This window comes from Spirosoma daeguense, from assembly GCF_054776875.1.
In genome coordinates this window covers 42,624-67,877 of record NZ_BAAHBF010000001.1, presented here as the reverse complement: position 1 = coordinate 67,877, position 25,254 = coordinate 42,624, and the positions used below count along the sequence as shown (strand labels likewise).

11 protein-coding genes and 1 tRNA gene are annotated in these 25,254 nt (G+C 47.3%); 4 read left to right on the top strand and 8 right to left on the bottom strand.

Going from position 1 to position 25,254, the window contains the following annotated elements:
• Positions 1 to 60: 60 nt before the first annotated feature.
• Positions 61 to 1,155, bottom strand: a complete 1,095-nt coding sequence (locus tag ACYVD4_RS00185) for a dipeptidase (RefSeq protein WP_460941552.1) — start codon at positions 1,153 to 1,155, stop codon at positions 61 to 63.
• Between the two features lie 133 nt (positions 1,156 to 1,288).
• Here ACYVD4_RS00185 and ACYVD4_RS00180 point away from each other — a divergent pair.
• Positions 1,289 to 1,361, top strand: a tRNA-Thr gene (locus tag ACYVD4_RS00180).
• Positions 1,362 to 1,775: 414 nt separating this feature from the next.
• Here the strand turns inward: ACYVD4_RS00180 and ACYVD4_RS00175 are convergent.
• The 5 genes from ACYVD4_RS00175 to ACYVD4_RS00155 form a co-directional block, all read right to left on the bottom strand.
• Complete coding sequence (locus ACYVD4_RS00175) at positions 1,776 to 2,135, bottom strand: response regulator (RefSeq protein WP_460941551.1); 360 nt, start codon at positions 2,133 to 2,135, stop codon at positions 1,776 to 1,778.
• A gap of 27 nt (positions 2,136 to 2,162) precedes the next feature.
• Complete coding sequence (locus tag ACYVD4_RS00170) at positions 2,163 to 2,294, bottom strand: hypothetical protein (protein WP_460941549.1); 132 nt, start codon at positions 2,292 to 2,294, stop codon at positions 2,163 to 2,165.
• A 168-nt stretch (positions 2,295 to 2,462) separates the two neighbouring features.
• Positions 2,463 to 3,617: a sensor histidine kinase gene (locus tag ACYVD4_RS00165; RefSeq protein WP_460941547.1), complete on the bottom strand. Its 1,155-nt coding sequence runs from the start codon at positions 3,615 to 3,617 to the stop codon at positions 2,463 to 2,465.
• Complete coding sequence (locus ACYVD4_RS00160; RefSeq protein ID WP_460941545.1) at positions 3,614 to 4,786, bottom strand: sensor histidine kinase; 1,173 nt, start codon at positions 4,784 to 4,786, stop codon at positions 3,614 to 3,616. The genes ACYVD4_RS00165 and ACYVD4_RS00160 overlap by 4 nt, the downstream gene beginning before the upstream one ends.
• Positions 4,783 to 5,580 (bottom strand): LytR/AlgR family response regulator transcription factor, encoded by a 798-nt coding sequence (locus tag ACYVD4_RS00155; protein WP_460941543.1) that lies wholly within the window; start codon positions 5,578 to 5,580, stop codon positions 4,783 to 4,785. The genes ACYVD4_RS00160 and ACYVD4_RS00155 overlap by 4 nt, the downstream gene beginning before the upstream one ends.
• Positions 5,581 to 5,917: 337 nt before the next feature.
• Between ACYVD4_RS00155 and ACYVD4_RS00150 the strand changes: the two genes are divergently transcribed.
• From ACYVD4_RS00150 to ACYVD4_RS00140, 3 genes are all read left to right on the top strand, one after another.
• Positions 5,918 to 6,646 carry a LytR/AlgR family response regulator transcription factor gene (locus ACYVD4_RS00150; protein WP_460941541.1) on the top strand — a complete coding sequence of 243 codons (729 nt, stop codon included), beginning with the start codon at positions 5,918 to 5,920 and terminating at the stop codon, positions 6,644 to 6,646.
• A gap of 33 nt (positions 6,647 to 6,679) precedes the next feature.
• Positions 6,680 to 8,722: a sensor histidine kinase gene (locus ACYVD4_RS00145; RefSeq protein ID WP_460941539.1), complete on the top strand. Its 2,043-nt coding sequence runs from the start codon at positions 6,680 to 6,682 to the stop codon at positions 8,720 to 8,722.
• 306 nt (positions 8,723 to 9,028) lie between these two features.
• Positions 9,029 to 13,039 carry a hypothetical protein gene (locus ACYVD4_RS00140; RefSeq protein WP_460941537.1) on the top strand — a complete coding sequence of 1,337 codons (4,011 nt, stop codon included), beginning with the start codon at positions 9,029 to 9,031 and terminating at the stop codon, positions 13,037 to 13,039.
• Between the two features lie 1,153 nt (positions 13,040 to 14,192).
• Here ACYVD4_RS00140 and ACYVD4_RS00135 read toward each other — a convergent pair.
• Together ACYVD4_RS00135 and ACYVD4_RS00130 are read right to left on the bottom strand one after the other, a co-directional pair.
• Entirely contained in the window at positions 14,193 to 15,722 is a 1,530-nt protein-coding gene (locus ACYVD4_RS00135; protein WP_460941535.1) for a two-component regulator propeller domain-containing protein, read from the bottom strand.
• A gap of 571 nt (positions 15,723 to 16,293) precedes the next feature.
• A complete protein-coding gene (locus ACYVD4_RS00130) occupies positions 16,294 to 24,930 on the bottom strand; it encodes an ExeM/NucH family extracellular endonuclease (RefSeq protein WP_460941533.1) in 8,637 nt (2,878 codons plus the stop codon).
• Positions 24,931 to 25,254: the final 324 nt, after the last annotated feature.

Here is a 25,254-nt window from a genome sequence, read left to right as displayed (position 1 = left end):
GATGTATGATGTTTTAGCAACGTACTATATATCATACATCCGACTTCATAGATCACAAACTTATTTCCAAGCATTTTTCAGGAAACGCAGCCAGTTTTTGTGGAAAATGTTATCGATATCTTCTGGCGAATAGCCTCTCTTTTGCAGCAAACCGGTCAATTTCTGTAAATCCGCGATTGTGTCCATGTCGCTTGGTGATTGCTCCGTACCATAAGTCCCATCGAGATCACTGCCGATTGCAATGTGATTGCTAGTACCCGTAATCTGGCAGATATGATCGTAATGGTCGATGATAGTTTCAATTGTAATACCGAAAGCGGCTGGGCTGCTGACACGCTGTGTAAAACCCGGCTTCATCATCCAGGCGTCGAAACAGCCACCAATGACACCTCCACGTTCGGTGAGTTGGCGGATCTGATCGTCAGTTAGTTGACGCTGGTGCGGTGCCAAAGCCCGACAATTGTGATGACTTGCCCAGACGGGGCCTTTGAATAAATTAAGGGCTTCCGTAAAACCTTCGTCTGTTAGATGTGTAGCGTCCAGAATCATGCCTAGCTGATCCATTTCGCGAACTAGTTCACGTCCTAGAGCCGTTAACGGACCACTTAATCCCGTTCCGGGAGCGTATCGACCGGTACTGTAATGGGCTGGCCCAATTGCTCGTAATCCATAAGCATATGCTTTTTCGAGATACGAAAGATTTACTAGTGAATCGGCTCCTTCCAGACTTAAGATATATCCAATAGGCTTGTTTTCATTTGGTTGGGTTTCATCAAGCCAAAGTGCTACGTGTTTCTCAAGAGAAGCCCGATCCCGAATCTGAACTAATTCGCCAGCTTCCTGCATGGTTTCATACCAGATACGTTGGGCTTGTGTCATGGCCCATGCTTGTTCGGGCGAGTTCCAGCCTGCACCGGGTAAGTTACCATTACTTTGATTGAATCGAGCAATCTGGGTAGCCACCACCAGACCGATGTTTCCTCGCCGGAGATCAGGAAAGGCTACAGTACCTCTGCCCCGGTCAATCTTATCAGTAAGTCCCTGCTCTTGCGCGCGAATTTGATTGACGGTGTTACGTAAATCACGATTCCACTCTATTGCATTTAGGGAAAGGTCCAGATGAGCGTCAATAAGCAACGGATTGGGTAAATTCATTCGGAGTAGTTTTAAAAAAAAGATTGACCGTTTAATGTTACCCCGAAAATAGATAATGAAGTACGAAAAGTAGAAAACGATTTTGCACACTTCACGGAGAAACTATATATTTGCACCCTCAAAGGGCATAAAAGCCTCCTTAGCTCAGCTGGTAGAGCGACGCATTCGTAATGCGTAGGTCGCAGGTTCGAATCCCGTAGGAGGCTCTTTTCTGATAAAGGTTAATTTGCGGAAGTGCTAAAAACACTAAAAACCAGCAAATTAACCTTTTTTCTTTGTATTACTTTATCAGGGATAATACGGAAAATTGAAGTACCCTGCCCTCGTATTGATATATTTTGACTTGGTAATGACCAAACCAAGTTAGATTATGAAAAATAGTTTCGATAAGGCTATTAAGTTCTTACTTAAATATATCCGCGCCGATCGCCCAACGTTCATAAACCTTATTTTTCGCTACGAAAACAAGTGGTTTAAGCCCTCTACTGGGCTGACCATTGAGTCGTACTAGTGGATATCTATTAGACTAATCGTTTTATTAATCGCAGAGAATTGGTATTAATTGGCTGAGTAATATTTTGGTAATGAGGTGATTTGGTTAGTAAGGAGAACGGTAACAGTTAGTTTGTTTGCCGAACGAGGCCTTCGACGCAGTTTAAAAAGCGGTCAAATGTGTAGGGTTCTGTGAGGTAGGCGACTGGGTTCAGGTTCAGTCGGGAGAAAAGCTGGCGGGGAAAAGGCGACGTAACGATCAGGCGTTTTTGCTGACGTAGTGTTTTCTGAAACGACTCAGGCAATACTTCATCTGTTGTCGATAAATGAAGGAAAATGAAATCGTAAGATTCTGTCTGCAATTTTGTCAGCAACTCATCCGTGAGCGCACCGGCCTGCGATATGGTCAGATAGCCGGTGCGCTGGATATAGTAGGACAATGGATTTTGCCCGTCCCAGGGATAATTGAGTAGCAGACAACGTAACACGGGCAGAAGAGAAAAGTGGTGATTGAATTAGCGGGTCACCGTAAAAATGCAGGGAAGTCCTGACTTTTGTTGTTTGCTCACTTTGCCGTGACCAGCGCTGAGGTTTATCAGGCGTTCTTTTTTCAGGACTAAACGAGCGGAGGTAGATTGTGTGTTCATGGAAGTGAAGTTTGGCTTTAAGTTGATAGAAATGATTAATAGATGTCAGGTTTGTGTTGTTCGATGAATCAAAGGTAGTCGCTAAAAACAGGGGCCTGCAACTAATTTAGACGGCTGTACGGTCGCTTTCGACGGATGAGTGAATTGCTACGACGAATGAAAAATTGACTAGATCAATGCGTCGAGCTGGAGTTGTAGAATAACAGCATAACTGGTCTGAGTGTGGTTAATGTCTAGTGCATATTGATCGGGGTAAAGTAAGTTTAAACGCTTCTGGAGATTCTGCAAGCCGACACCGCCCACCTGCTTATCGACCGATGCGGGTTGATGTTGAAGAACGCTATTCTGCACCGTAAAACAAAACATAGTGGCCTGTATTTCAGCTTCTACCAGCACATAAGCCGTCTGCCCGCCCGAAACAAGCCCGTGTTTAAACGCATTTTCTACAAACGCTATCAGAAGGAGGGGAGCAATCCGATAACCCGAGAAATCAGTATCAGCCGAAAAAATTACATCGACCAGGGAAGCATGGCGTATTTTCTCCAGACTGAGGTAATTTTCGATGTAGGCCATTTCATCGGTGAGCGCAATTTTCTCTACGTTGGCTTCATACAGATTGTACCGCATCAGTTCTGAGAGACGTAGCACTAGTTCGGCAGCCGGTTCGTTAGCATCGACCACGCGGGCGTAGATACTGTTCAGCGCATTGAACAGAAAGTGCGGATTCACCTGTGCTTTCAGTGTATCGAGTTCCAGTGACAGGTTATCCCGTTCGAGTGTCAGGTTGGTACGTTCGCGTTCGATGATGTCGCGTTCGTGAATCAGAAGCCGGGTGCGATACGTAAGCAGGTCTTTAATAACCTTTCCAATTAGAAGCGGAATCACCACGAAAAAGCTGTTTCCTATCGTCAGAAACGCCACTTTTGGGTTGGTGAAACAACCCAAAAGCCCGGCTTCGCGGAATAACTCCCAGCCCTGTTGGGTATGAATCATCAGCACCTTCGTACCGGCATTACTGTATTGGTGCAGGAAATAGGCCGTGAGGTAGTTATTTAAAAAGACAACGTAGTAAATCAGCGCTGTAATGGCAAGAAAAGGCAAAAACCGAAACTTGTAGAGATACTGCGGCAGAATAACGTAACCAAACAGATAAAACAGCGCAACAGTTTGTCCCAGCGAAATGAGCGACAGTACGTTGAGAAGCCAGTCGGCGTCTTTTACGTAAAGCCCATAATTAATATGTCGAATAAATAGCCAGACTACCAGCCAAAGCACTACGTGCCGACTCAGACGAGGCAGGTTGTGAAAAATAGCTGGCTTCATAAGGATTGTTTGGCGAGAGGTTCCAGTTGCAGGCGTAGCGTAACAACGTATTGATTAACAGCAGCTCCCGTTTCTAAATCATGACGATTAGGGTATAACAAATCGAGCCGTTTCGTTACGTTGACGAGTCCCATGCCGCCCGACTTCCGATCGGAGGGAGTCGTTTTTTGCTGAAGGCTGTTACGTACCGAAAACACGAGTGTATCGCCTTCCATTCGGGCATTTACCTGCACATACGACGTCCGACCAGACCGAACGCCATGTTTAAAGGCATTCTCCACAAACGTCGACAAGAGCAACGGGGCAATCTGGTAGCGCGTTACGTTGTCGTCGGCTTCGAGCGTTACCAGCATCCATTGCGCATGGCGCGATTGTTCGAGCTGTAGGTAATCGCTGATATAAGTTAATTCGTGCTCCAGCGCGATACGTTCGGCACTGGCTTCGTAAAGATTATACCGCATCAATTCGGCCAGACGGAGCACCTGTTTGGCGGCCTGTTCGTCGGCGTCGACCACTCGAGAGTAAATGCTATTGAGTGTGTTGAACAGAAAATGCGGACTGATCTGCATCTTCAGAAAATTCAGTTCAAGGGCCAGGTGGTTGCGTTCGAGGGTGAGTTTGTCGCGTTCGAGCCGTAGTTCGTCGCTCTGGAGCCGAATGGCCTGATTTCGATAGGCGGTAATGTCGGTAACAGTCTTTACAATGAGCAGCAACGTAACCAGATAAAACCCCAATACGTAATTCCAGAGCGCCAGTTTTATCGACGTAAAGCAACCGAGCCAGCCCGCTTTTTCAACCAGCCCCGACACTCTCGACAGGTAGGACGTAGCGGAAATGCTATATGGCTGTAATTCCAGAAAAACGGCTCGATTGACTAGATAGCTGATCCAATACGTCAGTATCAGACTGCCAATGAGCCAGATGGGCCGGGTCGGATGTAGAAATTTTGGAAGAACGTAGTAACCCAGAAAATAGTAATAAACAAGTGTCGACGTAGCGATAAGTACCGTAACAACGCTGTTAATTAGCTGATTATCACGAACAAGCAGCACAACCGTTGCCGTTGTCAGCAGCCAGACCGTTATCCAGATCAGTACGTGCCGTAGTATACGTAACGCCTGATTATGAGAGGCCGCCCACTGCTGCCAGCGTAGTAGATATTGGCTCACATGATGTTCTTTTTCATGGCTTCCCAAACCGACTCCCGATACGTAACGCCAATGGGCACGCGCTTGTCGTCGATGGTCGTAATCAGATTCCCGTCTATTTCCTTGATGGCACCTTTCCGAACAATATATGACCGGTTGACGCGCAAAAACTGTGACGTCGGAAGCATATCTTCCATCTTGGTCAGCGTCATGTGAATCATGATGGTACGTCCGGGCAGGTGAATGTTGAGGTAATCTTTCATCGCTTCCACGAAGATGATATCGCCAGGTACCACTTTCACCAGTTTCTTATCTTCTTTTACCAGAAAAAACTCAGTAGTTCCGTCGGTATTTATCTGAACGTCGGCTTCGAGTTTGGCCGTTTTCTCGGCTGATTCTGTGGAAGGTACGTTATTTGCTGATACGTTGGGCGATGCGTTAATTGGATCTGTTACGTCGCGGGTTACGCGGTTGAGTGCACGCAGGAATCGGTCGAAAGCGACCGGTTTTAGCAAATAATCGACCACATCGAACTCAAATCCTTCGACCGCATATTGGGGCGAAGCGGTTACCATAATCACCTGTGGACGAGGTGGCGTCAGTACGCTGAGAAACTCAAGCCCGGTCATTTCTGGCATTTCTACGTCCAGAAAAATTAAATCGGGCCGTAATTCCTGGATGGCGAATAGTGCATCGACGGCGTTGCTACTCTTGCCCACCAATTCCAGAAAAGGAACTCTATGAATGAATTTCTCTAAAACTTCCTGAGCCGGAAGTTCATCATCGATAATAAAACAGCGCAACGATGTTGTCATTTTAGGGATAAAACGGCATTTGCCTACAAACTAGTTGTTTCATTCCGGTATTCCTATATAAAACTATGTAATGAAAACCGCGCCTATTTCAGTCGAAGTAGACGCGTATCACCTATCATAAACCTCCTTTAATTGGGAATGATCCCGTCATAAGTACAAAATGTAGAGATCTGCATAATGCAATTGATGAAATTATTCTACTTGCTTTTTAGATTAATGTAGCTTTATTTTTTATATATGATTATTGTCAAATATGCATTTTTTGTAATTGTGAAACTAAACTGTCAAATTTGATTTTTATGCAAACGCTCCACTTTCCTAGCCCAAGTGTTTTTACATGAAAATTTTAAATTACTTGATTGTAGATGATGATCCTGTTTTTGTAGAGCAATTGATCAAGCAAACCGAGCCCCTCGCCTTTATAACACCCACTGGCACTTGTAAGAACTATGGAGAAGCTTTATCAGCTACTAATTCACAGAAAATAGACTTCATACTATTGGATGTAAAACTGGAGAGTCCTGATGGGCTTAGCGGTTTTGATTTTCTTCGGCACCATGCCAACCTTCCGCCCGTCATTATTATCAGTAACACCCCAGAATACGCCGTAGAGAGTTATGCCATAGGAAAAGCCAAAGATTTTTTGGTAAAGCCTTTTGATAACAATCGGTTGATGATAGCCATAAACCGAGCGTTGAACATCAATATAGAGACCAATCATCTAGTTGATACTAGCAGTATTTTTCTGAAAATGGGCCGCCGATTCCAGCGATTTTCTATTGATGATATCGACTATTTTGAAGGTTATGGCATCTATACTAAAGTAATCTATCAGGGAACAACCCATGTTATCAACGACACATTAACCAACCTTGAATCGCTACTTGACGTAAAGCGATTTATGCGGGTTCATAAGTCATACATTATCAATCTCAATAAATTGGCGGGCTTTGATCATAATAAACTGTATTTGCAGAATGCCAGTGTCCCGATTGGGGTTTCGTACAAGGCTAAGCTAGAACCACTGCTGAGGTTATTTGATAACGACGCCTTGGCTACAGAATAATACCAAAATTATCGCTATTCCTTTATTAACTCTATGACCAAGTATTTCCTTCTTTTCCTGCTCTTGATCGGGCAGGTTAGTTTTGTATTGGCCCAATCTGACGACTCATCGGCGGAACTTAAAAAGCTAAAATCTGAATTGGCAAACGCTCAGCATGATACAGCAAGGCTAAAGGCTTATACGAATATTGGCATATTCTATCTAACCGTAAACGCAGACAGTTCATTACACTATTCATTAAAAGGAAAACAAATAGCCGATAAGAATCCTACTTATGCCGAGACACCTCGATTATGGAATTTACTAGCTAATGCATTTGTACGAGTAGACCCTTCGCTGAATCAGAGGCAGGGAACTACACAGGGGGAGTATTATTACAGGAAAAGCATGGAAAGTGCCAAAAGACTTAATAATACCGATATGTTTTATAAGGCCTGGTACAATCTGTGTGTTTATTATTCGGATTCAGATAGTACATATTTGTTTTCAACCTCAGCTTTAAAGCTACTAAAGTCATTAAAAAGTAAAAGTAAATTTACCTCTGTTGATTCTATAATCGTAACAAAAATTTATCATAACTTTTGTATGGTATTAGACTTTGATATGAGTTCCAGTCAGTTTCAAAAATACTTAACAGCTTATGGGAAATTTGTAAAAACAGGTACTAAAGACTATGTTAATTTTCGTGTGCTAAAATTTGAACAAGATGCGAGGATCTGGAAAAAATCAGATGAAGGTGCATATCTGAACGAGTACGTAACATTGAAGAAAGATCTAAGCAATTTTAAGCTCAGAAGTCTAGAAATTGACATCTATGTGGCAGAATATTATTTCAACCTAAAGGAATACAAAAAGGCTTTTGATATAAGCACAAAGGCTAAAACGTATATTGAAAATCAACAATCCAATACTTGGACATTAGCAGGATTGAGACATATGATGAGAGGGAAATGTGCCTTTATGCTTCAAGAAAATGAACTCGCCATTTCAGAGTTAAAGCAAGCTCTTTCCTATATGTCGCAGGCTAATAATTCGATGGGGTATGAAAAATATACATGCTTACTCTATCTACATCAGGCTTATAAGAAGGATGGTAATTATAAGCTGGCTTATTCATATCTGACTCAGGCAACTGAAATTCACAAACTATTACATAATATTCAGGTAAACAGCCTCATGGCGGAAGCCGATATACAGGTCGAAGAAATAAAGCAGGACCAAAAACTACATCAGGCACAAACAAAAGCGTTGTTGAAAGAACAGGAAATGAAAATTGTGGAACGACAAAAAAATATTCTGATCATATTGTTTATCGTATTCCTGTTGAGCACTGTCTGGGCTGTTAATAACTACTTAAAAAAGAAAAAACTAAGCGAAATACTTACCCAGCAAAATCTACTGATTAGCCAGCAGAGTGCAGCATTGCAGGAATCAAATCAACTGAAAGATAAAATATTCTCACTTTTGAGTCATGATCTAAGAGCACCTTTAAATCGTCTTATTGCCAGTTCAAATATACCTACAGAAAACCTGCGATATTTTATTCAATCTGAGCTTAAAGGGGTACATGATATTTTGAATAACGTGCTCTACTGGGCTAGTATGCAGCTTAAGGGAATTACCCCCATTTATACCTCAATACCACTAAAGTTATTAGTGGATAGTTTAATAGAAGAATATCGCTATATAATTGCAGAGAAAGATATTACGTTTTTGAACGCAATAGATAAAAGTTACACAATAAAAACTGATGAGAATTATCTGAAAATTGTCTTACGTAACCTCATTAGTAATGCCATTAAATTTACTCCTGATAAAGGTTTTATTCAGCTAGATTACAAAATAAAAGATAATAGAGTCAATATTGTATTGAGAGATACAGGATTAGGTATTGACTCTCAGGAAATAGACCGATTATTTCAATTCCCTGTTTCCCGGCCTGGTACTAAAAAAGAACAGGGAATGGGTTTAGGGCTTGGTTTATCACTAGATATCGTAAAAAAACTCAGTGGTGATATTCGGATACAAAGTCAGCAAGGGAAAGGAACGCACGTGACCGTATCGCTACCAGTGTAGGCATTGCCGTATACAATTGACAAAAATCAGGCCAATGCGTAAAAGGTGAACAGATAGTCAAATTTATATGCACTTTTTTTTGGAAAATTATAAATATGTTAATTTTTAGTTTTCTATAATAGAAAAACGAATACAAATATCATTTGTGCCTATTGGCATGGCAAAACCGATATACGAAAGCTTTTTTGGGAGTTGACTTTGTAGGGGCTGAATTCATATTAACTGAGCTATTCGGCTGTAGAGATTGGACTCAGGTTTGTCTGATAAGGGGAATTAGTTACAATTTTTACTAGTAAACTCCCTTTTATGAAGACAAATCGTTCTACTTTCCCAAAGAAGGAAGTCATTGTCCGGGTAAGATCACTAGCTACTATTATACTACTATTACTTGGCTGCTATATAAATGGGTACAGTCAGGTTATAAAAACGTATAGAGTTTCAGATGTCGATCCGCAATGTACATTCTTTACAAATAATGGGTATCCCACAGAAGGCGGCCATTTAGACATTGCACCAATAACGACTTATTTGGCGGTGGGCCCAAGGGGGGCATCATACGCCTTGAAGGTAGTCGGTACAACGGGTACATTTAAAGAGTATGCCAACGGAACGGCAACCCTGGATGTGGTGTATAATCTGGCGAACGCCACCACCGGAGCTTTAGGCGGTGAAACCTGGACTATGCATATTGATATGTCCGGAAAAACGACAACAGCCCCTCCCGCTTATCCAATGACTGGCGCTTGCGGCACAGCAGGAGCATTCACGTATTATTATGTTGACGGTGGCACCATTACCAGCAATGTGGCCGGTCACGGGCCTTATTTCGTACAGAATAAAATCAACTCGTCATTTGGGCCTGGTGTTCCACCCGGAGGGATGATGCCTTCTTATTTTCAGTTGGGAATCGGGGCTTCATTACGTAATACAACAACTTTCGGAGCCGGAGGGTGGTGGGATGCCAATTTTGTTGGAAACCCTGATGGGGCGTATTCGTTTGGCGTGGGAGACAGTTATTTAGAGTTAGAAGAAATACCGTCCTGTACCAACCCATCAATTACCGTAAATAATACCAATCCGTCCATTTGTCCTGGAGGTAACTCTGCCTTATCGGTATCGGGTTGTACAGGAGGCACTGTAGCCTGGAGCGATGGTGCGACAGGTCTTACCCGCACTGTCACTCCAACGATAACGACAACGTATACGGCTACCTGTACAATCGGAGATTGTAATGGTTCCGCTTCTACAAGCGTTACGACCAATCCCGCACCGGCCCCAGCGGTCAATAGCCCAAGCATTTGCGCTGGTCAATCGGCGTTACTGACCGTATCGAATTGTTCGGGTACAGTTAACTGGGGCGGAGGTATTACCGGCGCCACTCGCACGGTTAATCCTACCACCACCACTACGTATTCTGCTACGTGCGCAGTCGGTGCTTGTTCAGGTTCGACCACCAGCACCGTTACAGTTACACCTGCGCCAACGCCGACTGTCAATAGCCCGTCGATTTGTGCAGGGCAATCGACAGTGTTGACCGTTTCTAACTGTTCAGGCACAGTAGTGTGGAATGATGGATCTACCGGACTCACTAAAACGGTCAATCCTGCGACCACTACGACTTATTCTGCTACGTGCGCAGTCGGTGCTTGTTCAGGTTCAACCACCAGCACGGTTACGGTCACACCCGCACCGACCCCTACAGTAAACAGTCCAAGTATTTGCGCTGGTCAATCGACTCAGTTGACGGTAGCCAACTGCTCGGGTACGGTAGTGTGGAATGATGGTGCTACAGGAATAAACCGCACAGTCAACCCCACTACGACTACTACGTATACAGCTACTTGTACAGTAGGTGCTTGCGCTGGCTCTGCAAGCGGCACAGTAACGGTCACTCCGTCACCCGCGCCAACGGTCAATAATCCAAGTATTTGTGTTGGTCAATCGGCGCTGTTAACTGTATCGAATTGTTCGGGTACAGTTAGTTGGGGCAGTGGAATTACCGGCGTAAGCCGCACAGTCAGCCCCAACATCACTACGACCTATTCTGCTACCTGTACGGTAGGGAGCTGTTCTGGTTCTACTACCAGCACTGTTACAGTTACACCTGCGCCAACGCCGACTGTCAATAGCCCGTCGATTTGTGCAGGGCAATCGACAGTGTTGACCGTTTCTAACTGTTCAGGCACAGTTATTTGGAATGACGGATCTACAGGTCTTGCTAAGTCTGTTGCCCCAACCACCACTACGACCTATTCTGCTACATGTACGGTAGGTACTTGTTCTGGTTTAGTCAATAGTACAGTCACGGTGAGTCCACTGCCAGTGCTCAGTCTGTCAGCGAGTGCTACGTTGGTCACAATGGGCACTCCGGTGAGTGTGTCGGCTAACGGGTGCAGCGGCAACGTAGGATGGAATACAGGCCAGGCGGGGAGTGTGCTCACGGTGAGCCCGGTCAACCCCACGAATGTCTACAGTGCTACGTGCACGACGGCAACAGGTTGTACGGCCAGTGCAACGATCACGGTGAACACGGCCCCCGCGGCCAGTCTGGTGGTGACTTCGGCGACGGTGTGTAGTGGTAGTTCAGCTACGTTGATGGCTTCGGGTTGTTCGGGTAGTGTGGCGTGGAACACGGGTGGCACGGGTGCTACGTTAGTCACTCCAGTATTGACGAGCACCACTTCTTACACCGCTACGTGCACCACGGGTACAGGTTCGACCACCAGTGCGGTGGGCAGGGTGACGGTGAGTCCACTGCCAGTGCTCAGTCTGTCGGCGAGCGCTACGTTGGTCACAGTGGGCACTCCAGTGAGTCTGAGTGCGATTGGCTGTAGCGGTAACGTATCGTGGAGCAGTGGTCAGACGGGGAGTGTGGTCACGGTGAGCCCGGCCAACCCAACGAACGTATACAGTGCTACGTGCACGACGGCAGCAGGTTGTACGGCGAGTGCTTCAATCACGGTGAACACGGCCCCCGCGGCCAGTCTGGTGGTGACTTCGGCCACGGTGTGTAGTGGTAGTTCAGCTACGTTAACGGCCAGTGGTTGTACGGGTAGTGTGGCATGGAACACGGGTGGTACGGGTGCTACGTTGGTGACTCCAGTGCTGACGGCTACCACTTCTTACACCACTACGTGCACCACAGGTACAGGGTCGACTACCTTCGCGGTGGGTACGGTGACGGTGAGTCCTCTACCAGTGCTCAGTCTGTCGGCGAGTGCTACGTTGGTCACAGTGGGCACTCCGGTGAGTGTGTCGGCTACCGGCTGTAGCGGTAACGTATCGTGGAGCAGTGGTCAGACGGGGAGTGTGGTCACGGTGAGTCCGGTCAACCCCACGAATGTCTACAGTGCTACGTGTACCACGACATCGGGTTGTAGAGCGAGTGCAACGATCACCGTCAATACACAACAAGTTCCAACTTGTGTTTTATCTGTAACGGTAACACCGGGTAGTTGTGTGAGTGCTACCAACACATATTCGGCTACTGCTACAATTCAATTGGTTGATGCTCCTTCGGGTAATCTGGTTGTTAGTTCTGGAAACTCAAGTTTAACAATCGCCACCAACAGCACTACTACTACATATGACGTCGCTCTACATGGCCTTGTTTCCGACGGGGCAGTCCATTCGGTCATCGTAAGCTTAGCCGGATGCACATCTGTATCAGCAACCTACGTAGCACCTGTAAGTTGCACAGTCAACACATGTCCACCGCCAGTTCATGTCTGCAAAGGAAATGAGTTTGTCTATCAGCTAAGTACAACTCCTGATTTAGGTACCTATCAGTGGTATCTTAATGGTGTCGCAATTTCTGGTGCCACGAGTAGTACCTATAATGCCACACAGCCCGGTAGTTATTCGGTGATTGTGAATGGTAATGTTGTAGGGTCGTGTCCCGATAATTCCTGCTGTCCAGTAATTATTGTTGAGGATTCTATCCCAACATATCAGGCGCATGCCCAAACCGCAACCTGTCACCCGCAAAGTAACAGTGTCAACAGCGATGGACGCATTCTGATAACCGATTGGACAGTTGGTTCGGCCGATACTACTCGGTACTTCTATCAGGTAAGTGTGGGAACATCATTTGATCCAGCTCAACTGGTTGCGGGAAGTGTCACAACGCAGGTTCCGTCGGATGGAGTTTTAGTGGCTAGTCTGCCCAATCCATCTGCTGAGACTGGTCAGATCTACACCATTCGAATCAGTAATGGATCGGGTTGCTATCAGGATAAAACGGTCATTCTACCAAAAACGACCTGTAGCTGCCCTCCCGCGAAATGCGTCCCATTTGTCATTAGACGTATTCGTTAATTTATACCTATCCTCATCGCTGTTGCTGGCGATGGGGATAGGTACTTCTTTCCTGCTGCCAACTATCCACCCATGATTAAAAACTATCAACCATTCGCTATACGTAATTAATTCGATCGCTCATGAATTCCTACCCATTACCATCAACACGTTCATATTCTTCGCAAACAACTAACAACTCTTTAACCCCCATTTCAATCAAGACAAATTTGATTAATCATAAGCTTACGATGGCTCAATTGCGGACTACAGTAAAGTCATTTGCTTATGCAGAACGGATTAATTTTAAAGAGGAAATAGTTTTTTTCGCCAGAATTTACAGGGCAGAACTCACGAAGAGATCGTTCGCGAATTTTGCGGATTAGCTAATAAGAGCTATAGTTCGGTTGTGCATCACCGTCTGACCATCTCCGACCACTTAGCCGCTAAACAGGAGAATTGGTATCAGCTTATTCGACTGTTTCTGAGTTCGCTGGGGCAGTTTGGTCTACCTGCAATGGTTTTTGGTGCCCCAACAGCTACAAGCCGTCGACTCGATTTGTTTATATTAGAAAACGGGGGGCGGGGAGTTACTCAATATAGCGCTCAGGAGCGTTCTGTACTCAATCAAATGCTAGGTATTCGGCTAAGTATGTGCTTCTCTAGCCCGAAAAGCTTATCACAAACAATAAGCCGTTGTCCTAGCTGTCTATCAACTGAGGAAGACTATAAAGCCTATCTAACGAACAGTATTTACACATCGCTATTGACGCAGAAACCTGAAACGATTCATGCGCTGCAGTTCTGTTTAAGTAAACGATGTAATATCGAAATCCGATTCCAATATACTGACCCTTACTTTCATGATGTAAGCTTACGCTATAATAAACTATCCTGGATACAGCTGGGGAATTTGGGTATTTCGTGCCAATCGCTTCGTCTTCTGCTGGAATTCAACCGCACGTTTAAGCAAGATACAATCGGAGAACGCATAAACCGGAGTTTATTCATTTGAGGAGAGCGGAACCCGCCTTATCACGATAATTCATGCTACCCATAAATTTACGTTAACTAAAAAGAGCGGCAATATTGCCGCTCTTTTTAGTTATAAACCTGTTGATTACGACGCTGCTAATTCAATCGAGTCGGCTATTGACTGTGTAAATCAATCGCCCTACAGTACTAACCTTTTTTTCGCTACGATTTTCATAAAGAGTTTAAGGTCGACTGAACTAGCTCCATCAACAGACTGATTAAAGTGCTTTCCTGATCCATAACCGATACCCCAATCTGTTCGATCAATGATCAGCTTGCCATTCACCTCGACAGTTCCGTCCATTCCGTCCTTAAATTGCATTTTGGCTGGAAAAGTAACTGTCTTCGTGATACCTTCAATGGCCAGATTCCCGGTAACTTTTATATTTTCATCATTAACTCGTATACTTCCATCAGTTGGAACTTTTGTATTTCCATTATTTCCTGTTTCAACCTTCGTAATGGTGAAGGTTGAAACAGGAAATTTTTTGATGTCGAAAAATGCAGGGAATTTATTATATGACGGTTGATCATCAAATTTTTCAATTGTAGTCATGTCGACTTCAACGGCACCGCCCACCAGATGACGGTTGTCGATCAACAATTCTCCTTTTACTATATCGACGTCCCCTGTATGGGAACCATCACCAAGAAACGTAGTACCTTCCCATTCGCCAAGTAGCACAGAACCTTTCCAGATGACAACACTTTGCTTTGTATCGATGCTATATTTTTTCTGGCCCTCTTTATTATAAAAGTCCGTGATGGTCTTGCCATCATACCGATACACGCCGGTTGCATCGCCAAACCAAATACTGCCATCGGTAGCTTCCGAAAGCCCCAGAAAAGCCTTTCCTGACCTAATTTCGGTTACCGTGGGCTCATTACTATATAAGGACTTTGCATCATAACGGGAAAGTGCCTGAACCGTCCAATTCGCAGGGTTTACCGGACCCGTAGTCCAGATGTTTCCTTTTTTATCCTGAATTATAGTATAAGCACCTCGCTCCGATACCTTCTTAAAGATACTGCCGTCATAGCGATAGAGACCACCAGTCCGGCCTACTTTAAAGCCATTGTAACCGCTGAGCCAAATAGTCCCTTTTCTATCTTCCATTATGCTCCAAACGCCGAGAAAGGGTTCGCCTTTATGGGTTAACGTGGTAAATTTCCCCTTGTCATAAACAAAGGCGTCGCCCCTTGTGCCAACCCACAATTTCCCGGTTTTATCTTCAAGAATTGTATTAATCTCATTATTCCAATGGCCTTCTTTATAAAAAAGCGGGGCATTCGGGGATGTAAAATTTCGAAACGATTTTCCATCGTAACGGCTCAGGCCACCTCCAGTGCCGAACCAAATAATGCCGGCTTTATCTTCATAAATATAACTAACCCAATTATCGGCAAGTCCCTGCTTGATAGTGAACTGTTGAATGGATTTCCCGTTGTCATAAAAAACGCCTGAATCAATAGTAGCGAACCAAAGATTTCCTCGCCGATCTTCCAGAACATTCTGGAATTTGTGCTGACCTAGTTTACTTGTAAGATTAGTAAATGATTTTTTCCCGGTCCTGGAAGGGTCGTATCGAAAAACATCACCAAATGATTCGTTATTGGGGCCAGCTATCAGGATGGTGCCATTTCTGCCTTTTTTTATAGTACGAGCCATTATGTTAGGCCCTATGTCTTTAATTTCGGATTTGATGTTGTCGTTTGGTACGTTTGTTTGGTTTTGCCCACAGGAAGCGCAAAAAACAAGCATCAAGAACAGAGCATATATGCGGGAATAGTTCATCCTTTTCCTTTTTGATACCAATGAATTTCAACCGCACCGGCGGCCCGGCACGGCGGTGGGCCACAAACCTACTAGGCTATATGCTGGAATGTGTTGAAGGGATAGTAAAAGAATGTTAACGAAACGTAAAAGTTGCCGCTTGCATAACCCATGGAAATCTGTGCCGTTCGATTTTATAGACTGCTGTGGATTTTTGCCTCCAAGCAGGTGGGTATATTGAATGAATATATTGCTCATACAACAGTCTCACAAAAATGCTCCCATTCGAGAGTGCCATTCTCACGCTGTTTGCGGAAAACTTCCCTCATTTCGAACGTAGAGAGGGAAATGGGTATCCGTTGAATACTTAGCTAGATTTATCCATTGTCATACATAAACAAACGAGCGGCTTTTGGGCCGCTCGTTTGTTTATATTCACTGGTCAGACGTAACGTCAGTCAGTAGGCTAATTCAACCGCAGTCGGCTATTGATCGTGTAAATTAATCGACCCGTTGCGGTAAAATTGATACGTAGCGCATTACCTGTATATCCCGTTGGTAACGTAACCGCATGGTTTACTGTTACGGCATCTGTACTTGCCGGTACGCGGCCACACGACCAGACTGTAGCATCGTTCCAGTTGCCTGCTTTCACCGTCACCATGTTCACGCACGACGTAGCGTTGTTCACCGTGAGTTGGAACGTAGTCGACACGGCCAAACCACCCGGATCAGTTGCTATAACCGTAACCGTAAACGGTGAACCGACCGTAGTAGACGGTGTTCCGCTGATGGTCGATGGGGCGGTGAAGCTCAAGCCCGCAGGTAACCCGCTTACACTCAAGGTCAGGCCATTTGGTGTTTCAGCGTCTGTGAATACACCAGCCGGAATGGTCATGGTAAAGACCTGATTAACGGGAGCAGTCCGGGCACCTATTGAACCGATCACCACCGGAGCTGTATTGGGTACTGGCCGAACTGTAAGCTGGAACGTAGTAGCTACCGACAAACTGCCTGCGTCCGTGGCTATAACTGTGACGGTAAATGGCGAACCTACTGTAGTTGACGGCGTACCGCTAATAGTCGATGGAGCCGAGAAACTCAATCCGGCTGGCAAGCCACTCACACTCAACGTTAGCCCGTTAGGTGTTTCCGTGTCAGTAAACGTAGCGGCTGGAATAGCGAAGCTATACGCTTGTCCTACCGTAGCTGTTTGCGAACCAATTGGCTGAGCTACCGTTGGTGCTGTGTTTGCTGGCGGAACTATCGTTAATTGGAACGTAGTAGCTACCGACAAACTACCTGGGTCTGTTGCTCGTACCGTAATCGTGAACGGCGATCCGGCCGTAGTAGATGGCGTTCCCGAAATAGTAGCCGGTGCCGTGAAGCTCAATCCGGCTGGCAAACCACTTACACTTAAGGTCAGCCCGTTTGGTGTTTCCGCATCGGTAAATGTTCCGGCAGGAATAACGAAACTGTATGCCTGACCTAACGTAGCGCTTTGCGGAGCAATAATCTGTGCAACTGTCGGCACTGTATTGAAAGCAGCTCCCAACGTAACAATATCCGACCGGAACTTCTTGAAATTATTCTGGGTCAATTCCTTCGCAATCGTGCCGTCAGTATAAAACACCGCATCACCGTTATCGACCAGCAGTTGAAGCTGGCTGGTCGGTGTCAACGGATTTGGAACGTCTACCACCGACTCAAAACTGCCATTGGCATTGAGTGCTGTCAGATCGGCCATACGTAGCACAGGGGCATCGGTTGGGTTACCCGTCCAGGTATATAAGCGAAAATCGTTCGGAGCGGCTCCCGCATCACCCGCCGGACCCGCAATGATGATGTATTCGTTATTGCTGTTCTTCCTGATTTCACGAATACCGCGTCCGCCCAGATTAAACTCGATTGGCGCACCGAACGTAGCACTACCTGCCGTACCGCCTGTACCCGTCGTTGAAAGCGTTGTGAAGTTGGTCACCGGAATAACCAGCGCATTGGCACGACCCGTTGGTGGTACTTGTGGAGCACGGAACGATACGTAAGCGGTTGTGTTGTTTGGCGCTAGTTCCAGCCCTTCCACATTAAATCCATTCGTTAGTTTCGAACCAACACCCGCAGCCGCACTAGCCGCCAGACCGTAAAAATTAGCCCCTTTACCGTGTCCGTTGTTTACGTCCCAGGCAATAATGTCATTGCGCAGATAATCATACCGACCTACATAAGCTAACGTTGTGCTGGCTCCCGTACCCGATACGTCAGTTGAGAAAATCCGGTTGCGATTCGGGCGATTGTTACCACCGTCGGCGTTGCTTAATGAACCTAACCAGAAAATCCGGTTGCCAACATGGGTCGATGCTTCAATATCGACTTCGCGCGGAACTCCACCCGAAATATCGGTCAGTCCCAGCGAAGACGTGAAGTCGAAACCGGCAATCGGCAAGCCCGAATTCTGACGGTTGTAGAGACGTAGCACCTGATTCTCATCATCGGCAACCAGCATCGTATTCGCATCCACCAGAATCGCGGTCGATGCATCGCTCACGCCCGTATGGAATCGGGTAGTTGCTGGAGTCAGCGCTGCGGCTGAAGCGGCATAATTAACCACATACGACGTATTGTTTGCACCATCACTCACGGTTACCGTTACCGTAGCATAACCTACACCTGCTGGAGCAATCTTCAGATTACGTGCCCCATCCGAACCCGTTAGCGTTAGACTCGACGTAACAGCCGTGTTGCTCGAACTAGCCGTTACGGTCAGGTTGGCAACGGGTGTATCCGTATCGGCAATTGTGAAATCAATACCAAGGGTAGAAGCCGGATCGGTCGGATCGTTCATCACACCGCTAACGTAGCCCGCACCCGTAGCCGACAGACTCAGATAAGCCGTTGTTGAACCTGCCACCTGAATCGTTGGGGGAGCCGTAACCGGATTGTCATTATCGGTAATGGTCACGCTTACCGGATTCGTAGCAATGCCGTTATAAGCCGCATCAGTGCTGCTTGTTGTATGAACAAGCTGGGTAGTATGTGTGCCTTCAACCTGGCTATCGTCAATAGCTGTAACCGTTACGGTCTGGGCAACGCTATACGATGTTGGCGTGAATGTCAACGTCGTCGGGCTAACACTTAGCTGCGTACCCGCGTTGATCGACACCGTTACGTTGGCCGTCGGCGCACTATTCAGGCTAACCGTATACGTGTCGGTGGCACCACCTTCAACCACCGTCGTGCTACGTCCTGATTCTACGATCAGAACCCGGTTGAGTGGTGTGAAATAACCGCCCGGATTACCCAGATTTCCATTGGTTGATAGATACGAATTCTGCGTATCGCCAACCACCGAAAGTTTATACGTAGCCGCCAGATTCTGCCCTAGGTTAGCGCGCTCGGTCCAGCCACTGACATCGGCAGTACGTACCGAACCGGCAATCGTCTGATCGTTGAACGTAAGACGGTCAACCAATGTACCGCTTGCATCGTAAATGTTGATCTCGTCGCTACGTCCCAGATTTTGTGTATTTCCTCCCAGCACGTTTACCGAAGTTGGCAGATACCAGGCCGTTCGGAACGCAGCAGCATCGGCTTCGGTGAAAACAACCGATTCGTTCGGCTGCACCACACCAAAACCACTGAGCGAGAACGAACCCGGCGTGCGGGCATTATCGCTGTAGGTCCAGCCGTTCAGATCAATCGGTGCATTGCCCACGTTGGTCAGTTCGACGTATTCGCCGGGTGTTCCGTTATACATGTATTCGGTGATACGGATCACTCCCGCTGGAACCGCATTAACCGTCACACTGACTGTAGCCGTAGCACTCGCGCTGGTTGGCGACGTAGCATCACGAACTACAACGGTGAACGTTTGAACACCTGCTGTCAGACTTGATACCGAAGCCGTATTGCCACTTGGTGTAATGGTGCCCGGACCGCTGAAGGTGTAGCTGTAAGGCGACGTACCGCCCGATACCGTAACCGACAACGTAGTGGTGCCGGTTGTTAGTAACGTAGTCGGATTGGCCGTGAACGTAAGTGCTAATGGCGACGTAGCAGAGGTCAGCGATAAGCCAACAATAACCGGATCGTGGTCTGATGTGCGAAACTGGTCGGCGTTGTAAAGCGAAGTAATCAGGTTCGCCGTTTTGAACTCTACGTTGTAATCCAGTACGCTCGGCTCGTCGGAGTTGATGTGCCATTTTTCGGCACCCTGCACCTGTCCTAATAACGTAGCACTACCCAGCGCATGATCGAGCGAGCCAACCTGCCCATCAAATACATACGAATACGTAGTGTTGGGCAGTAGATTCGAATACCCACTGGAGTAAAGCGTTGTCAGCGGATTTTCCTGCGCATAGGCGTTCAGATCGCCCAGAATCAGATAATCCGGGTCGAGGGTTCCGGTTGGTCTGGTAGCCAGCCATGTTGCTAAATCCTGCGCCTGACGTGTACGGGTACCGTTCGACTGCGCTTGTCCGTCGCCAGCGTCCGAGTCTCCGGCTCCGCCTGCGCTGGAACCTTTCGATTTAAAGTGGTTGGCAATTGCCGTAAACACACCATTCGAGGAAATCTCGCGGAACGTCTGCGCCAGCGGATACCGACCAACCGTATTGAAGGCTGAGCTGGTAGTCAACGTAGCGGCAGCGCCCACCGGAACTACTTTGGCTGGTTTGTAAATCATCGCCACCGTAATCTCATCGCTCGAAATACTAACGCCCGGATTGATGAACGTATACGAACCCGGACCGGCCACCGCATTCGCGCCGTTTACCAGATCCTGAATGGCACTGTTCACGCCATAACCATCGTTCTCAATTTCATTCAGCGCAAAAACATCGACACCCGACTGAATAATGGCCTGTATGGTTTTGTTACGTTGACGGGTAAATTCCGCTTGCGTATCGGCCCCGCGCGATGTTGGGAAGCCCCCGCCAGTACCATTGCCGTTGAAATAATTTAGGAGGTTGAAACTACTGACTTTCAACGTACCGCCAACGGTTGGTGGCGTAGCGGGACGCGTGTTTGTCGCCAGGAAATTGACACCCGTAGTTGTTTGCAGACGATAACCTTCCAGCCGCTCATCCAGAATGGCCGTAATGCTGGCTACTTCATCACCACCACGTAGCGTATTCGATGCGGATAACGGATTTCCACCGCGACCGAAAATAATTGGATCAGGATTTTGTACAGAGCTACCATCATCCAGAATGATCCGGCGTTTGGCAATATCGGCCAGAAAAGCCGAATACCCGCTCACACTCGGCGCGTTGAACTGTGTATATTGATCCAGACGTGCATCGGTACCCGGATTATTGCTGGCACCCGTCGAAGATAGCACAACCTGTCCGTAACGACCCAACTGAAAGTATTCGGTTACGGTCAGATTGCCGCTCGATGCACTGGCATTAACCAGCATCCCTTCGTACCGTTCCAGATCCGATACGTTCGCCACCGGGAACTGAATGTTCGTAACGGTTGGCAACGTACTTGCTCCCAGATTGATTACGCTGGTAATATTCGAAAGCTGGGTCAGGCTGCTGCTGTTGCCACCACTCGAACTGGCAAATTCACCAACCGTACCCGTAACCCGAACTTTATCCGCTACGTTACCACTGAACAGTCCGGCTGGATCATACACAAAAATACCCTCCGACGTAGCCGGGTTGCCATCACTGTCAGCGTCTTCTTCCTGAACATAAAAACCATTCAAACGAGTTGAACCGGCAAACACCCGCGTTACAATGCCTTCGATGGTTTGCGTACCGCCGAATGTCGTATTGAACGTAGCGCCGGTTCCCTGAATAGACGAAATCTTGGTACCTGTCGAGCTGGTGCTAATCGTACCGCTCACGGCAACCGTGGCCGAAAGAGCACCACTCGTAATTGTGATCGTTCCATTAGCCGGACCCACCGGAGCCGAAGCACTCGTACGGACGTTGATCAGCGTACGTACAAGCGCGTTACCCGATGACGTAAAGTTTACGTTAGCGCTATAAACACCATTGCTTGCCAGTGCTACTTCATAACCCGATGGGGCCGCAACCTGAACAGTCTGACCGTCGAGGTTCGTGGCTGAAACGGTAAAGGTTTGCACATTGGAAGCCGAACCCTGAACTGCACCGAAACCCGACAACGTAGCGGGAGCAGCCGCCAGCGATGGTGCGTTCGGGTCGTTTACCTGACCGCTCACGTTCACCGATGCCGTTAACGTAGTGTTGCTGCTGTGGGTAATGCTTCCTGTCACTGGGCCAATAGCCGTGCCGGTCAGCCGTACATAAACCGTTGTCGAGTTTGTTGACGATGGCAGCGATAAAGACGAACCATAACCTGAACCAGCCGAGAGACTGATTTCAACACCCGCCGGAGCCGTTACGTCGATAGGTGCGACCAGATTGCTGGCCGAAATAACATAGCTCTGTGACGTTGACGGTGTTCCCTGAATGGTGCTGAAACCCGCCAACGTAGTGGGCGAAACAGAGAGAGCCGGATCGGTAGAAAGTGCAGTTCCCGTTACGGTCAGATCATCAACCGAAATCTTTGGCCGTGAACCGCTGAGCGTACCCGAGTTGGTTCCGCCATTATAATAGTAGAACCGGAAACGGGCCGTCGCTACGTTATCGAACGTAGCAGGAAGCGATACCGAAATAGCCGTCGAGCTTGCTACGTTGTTGATAGCTGTGAACGTTACACCCAAATCTGTAAATGTTGTGCCATCGGTTGAGCCGTATACTTTCAACGTACCCGCCCGGTTACCAGTCTGATTGTTGATCTCCGCAGCGTTAAAGCTCAGCGTACCCGCCCGGAGATTTGTGAAGTCGACTAGAAAATCAACAGCCGTACTGCTCGAATTATCGCCAGAGCCAGTCGATAGCAGTACAATAGCCCCACTACCTTTCTGAACACCGCCCGACGTACCACTTGAGAACGTAGCAGAAGCCGTTGTGATACGGTTGGCATCTGGAATTGTACCGGTGGCGTTAATGGCTACGGGTGTAAACCGGGTAGCTCCCACGCCAGCCGTGAAACCGTTTGACCAGTTCGCAATATCCGCGAAATTTTCGGTGTACGTGAAACCGGGCTGCGACGCCAGAGGAACCGGATTTGGCCCGTTCGGATTTACAACCGCCGACACCGTACCGTTTACCGCCACCTGAGCCGAAACAGCATCGCTTGTGTTGGTAATAGTTCCAGCGAACGTTCTCTGCGACGTACCAGCCAGTCGAACCGAAATCGTTGCCGATACCGCACCCGACGAAGGCGTTAACGAAAGCTGATTCTGGAACGTAGTACCATCGTTGCTCACCTGAAAACCGTTCGGTGCCGAAACCGTTACGTTCGTTGTCAGGTTGTTGCCCGATAGCGAGAAGGTTTGCGCGGTTGATGCCGTACCCGCCGTAGTGCTGAATGGCGAAAGGCTCGTAGGCGTAGCGATCAGCGTGCCAGCCGGAGCATTTACTGTCAGCGTGAACGATACGTTAGCCGTGTTGCTGGCCGGGTCGGTAGCCGTTACGGTAAGGCTCGACGTACCGGCAGCAGAAGGCGTTCCACTAATGGTACGGGTTGTTCCATCGAACGATAAACCTGCGGGTAGTCCTGATGCTTCGTAAGCCAGCGTCTGACTTTCAGGGTCGGAGAATGCTGGAATTACGTAGCTGAATGCTGAACCAGTCGTAGTCGTCTGGTTTTCTACTGATGAAGCAACGGGTGGCTGATTCGCGTTGATCGTGATGCCGAACGTAGCGGTTGTAGAAGCACTGGCTTCGTCAGTCGCTACGACGGTCACTGTAGACAATCCGGTTGATGTTGGCGTACCACTGATAAGTCGGGAAACATTATCGGCACTCAACCCAACGGGTAAACCTGAAATCGCATACGTAATCGTCTGATTTTCGGGATCGGTAAAATTCGGAACATCATAATTGAATGGTACCGCAACAATGCCGCTTTGATTGGCCAGGGTAGGAGCAACAGGCGGCTGATTCGCCTGACTTATCGTAGTCGTAACCGTAGCGGTTGAACTGTTATTCGTTTCGTTACTTTCGGCAATTGTATTTGCGGCATCAACAACCGCAGCATTCGGCTGTATCGTAATCGTACCAGCCGACGAAGCCGATACACTTACGGTTAACGTAGCACTGCTACCCGCCGAAATGGAACCACCTGTAAACGTAACAACACCATCTGTCTGGCTGGCCGTAAAACCGTTCGTTTCGGTCGTATTAATGAACGTAGCTCCAGCCGGTAAGGTAAACGAAACCGGTACGTTAGTGGCTGAGGCTGCACCCGAATTACCAACAACCAGACTATAAGCAAAAGCTTGTCCTGATATAGCCGATGCTGGACCTGCTAGCGAAACCGTTAAATCGGGTTGAGCGGCAACAATCGGGTCGGAGTTAACCGTAATATCATCGAGACGAAGTTCGGGTCTGCTTCCTCCGCTGTTTGCTGCGATTTCGTGATAAATCCAACGCAGTTGAACAACGGATTGATTCTCCAGACTAGCTGGCAACGTAACAGGCGCAAGAGGTTGCGAACTGCCAACCGTACTAACTGTGTAAAGGGATGAGCCCGCTACGTTAATAAACGAGCCTGTGGTGCCCAATCGATACTGAAGTTGAATGCCCCAGCTACGCGGTGTTGGCGTACCATCGCCGAGCGAAATTGTACCGCCCGTCCAGCTTACCTGAATGTTCGAACGGCCAGTTGTATTGAGGGCTAATACGGCATCGCCAATGAATCGGTTGCCAGTGGCGGTACCGCTGGCGCAGTTATCCCATTGGGCACTGCTTGTGCTGATAAAGCTTATTCCATTGGCATCGCGCCCGGTGATTCGGGGGCGGGCGGTACTATTATATGGGCAACCATAATCGACCGAACTGGCAATGGCTGTGGTCGACGTAGCGCTTCCCACAAAATGGAAAACCATGTTGGCTGGAAACGTACCCGCTGTTGATGTAGCGGCCCAGCCTGTAAAGCTATAAGGCCCTGTAGCGAGTGAAAATGGAGCCGGGTTTGACTGAGCCCAAACGCCCGATCCCATCAGCAATGTGACTGACAGGAAAAAGCAAGCCCGGAAAACACGGCAAAGGAAAACGTGTTTCATAAAATGGATAATTAGTGGCTGACGATTGCAGCTTTGATACGGTCGGAGCATAGGAGCCGACCACCAGCTAAAACAAAAGTAGCAACCGTATCCGGCACTATTTTTAGGCTTAACAATCTGTTAATAGGACACTTACGTGAATTAATATTGACGTAATACGCCCTGCTGGAAGTGTATTTTATGCGTGATTTATTGACAAGTCTTCAACTGATTATGCATCAGTTGCTTAGACGAAAAACGACTTGTAGAAAAAATAAAAGCCTGCTATCAACCGAGATAGCAGGCTTAATGATACGTTACCATAACTAGCGGGAGCCGCGATAA

Coding starts and splice junctions, on each gene's coding strand:
- ACYVD4_RS00185 (WP_460941552.1), bottom strand. CDS start 1,155: ATGAATTTACCCAATCCGTTGCTTATTGACGCTCATCTGGACCTTTCC.
- ACYVD4_RS00170 (WP_460941549.1), bottom strand. CDS start 2,294: ATGAACACACAATCTACCTCCGCTCGTTTAGTCCTGAAAAAAGAACGC.
- ACYVD4_RS00165 (WP_460941547.1), bottom strand. CDS start 3,617: ATGAAGCCAGCTATTTTTCACAACCTGCCTCGTCTGAGTCGGCACGTA.
- ACYVD4_RS00155 (WP_460941543.1), bottom strand. CDS start 5,580: ATGACAACATCGTTGCGCTGTTTTATTATCGATGATGAACTTCCGGCT.
- ACYVD4_RS00150 (WP_460941541.1), top strand. CDS start 5,918: ATGAAAATTTTAAATTACTTGATTGTAGATGATGATCCTGTTTTTGTA.
- ACYVD4_RS00145 (WP_460941539.1), top strand. CDS start 6,680: ATGACCAAGTATTTCCTTCTTTTCCTGCTCTTGATCGGGCAGGTTAGT.
- ACYVD4_RS00140 (WP_460941537.1), top strand. CDS start 9,029: ATGAAGACAAATCGTTCTACTTTCCCAAAGAAGGAAGTCATTGTCCGG.
- ACYVD4_RS00135 (WP_460941535.1), bottom strand. CDS start 15,722: ATGGCTCGTACTATAAAAAAAGGCAGAAATGGCACCATCCTGATAGCT.
- ACYVD4_RS00130 (WP_460941533.1), bottom strand. CDS start 24,930: ATGAAACACGTTTTCCTTTGCCGTGTTTTCCGGGCTTGCTTTTTCCTG.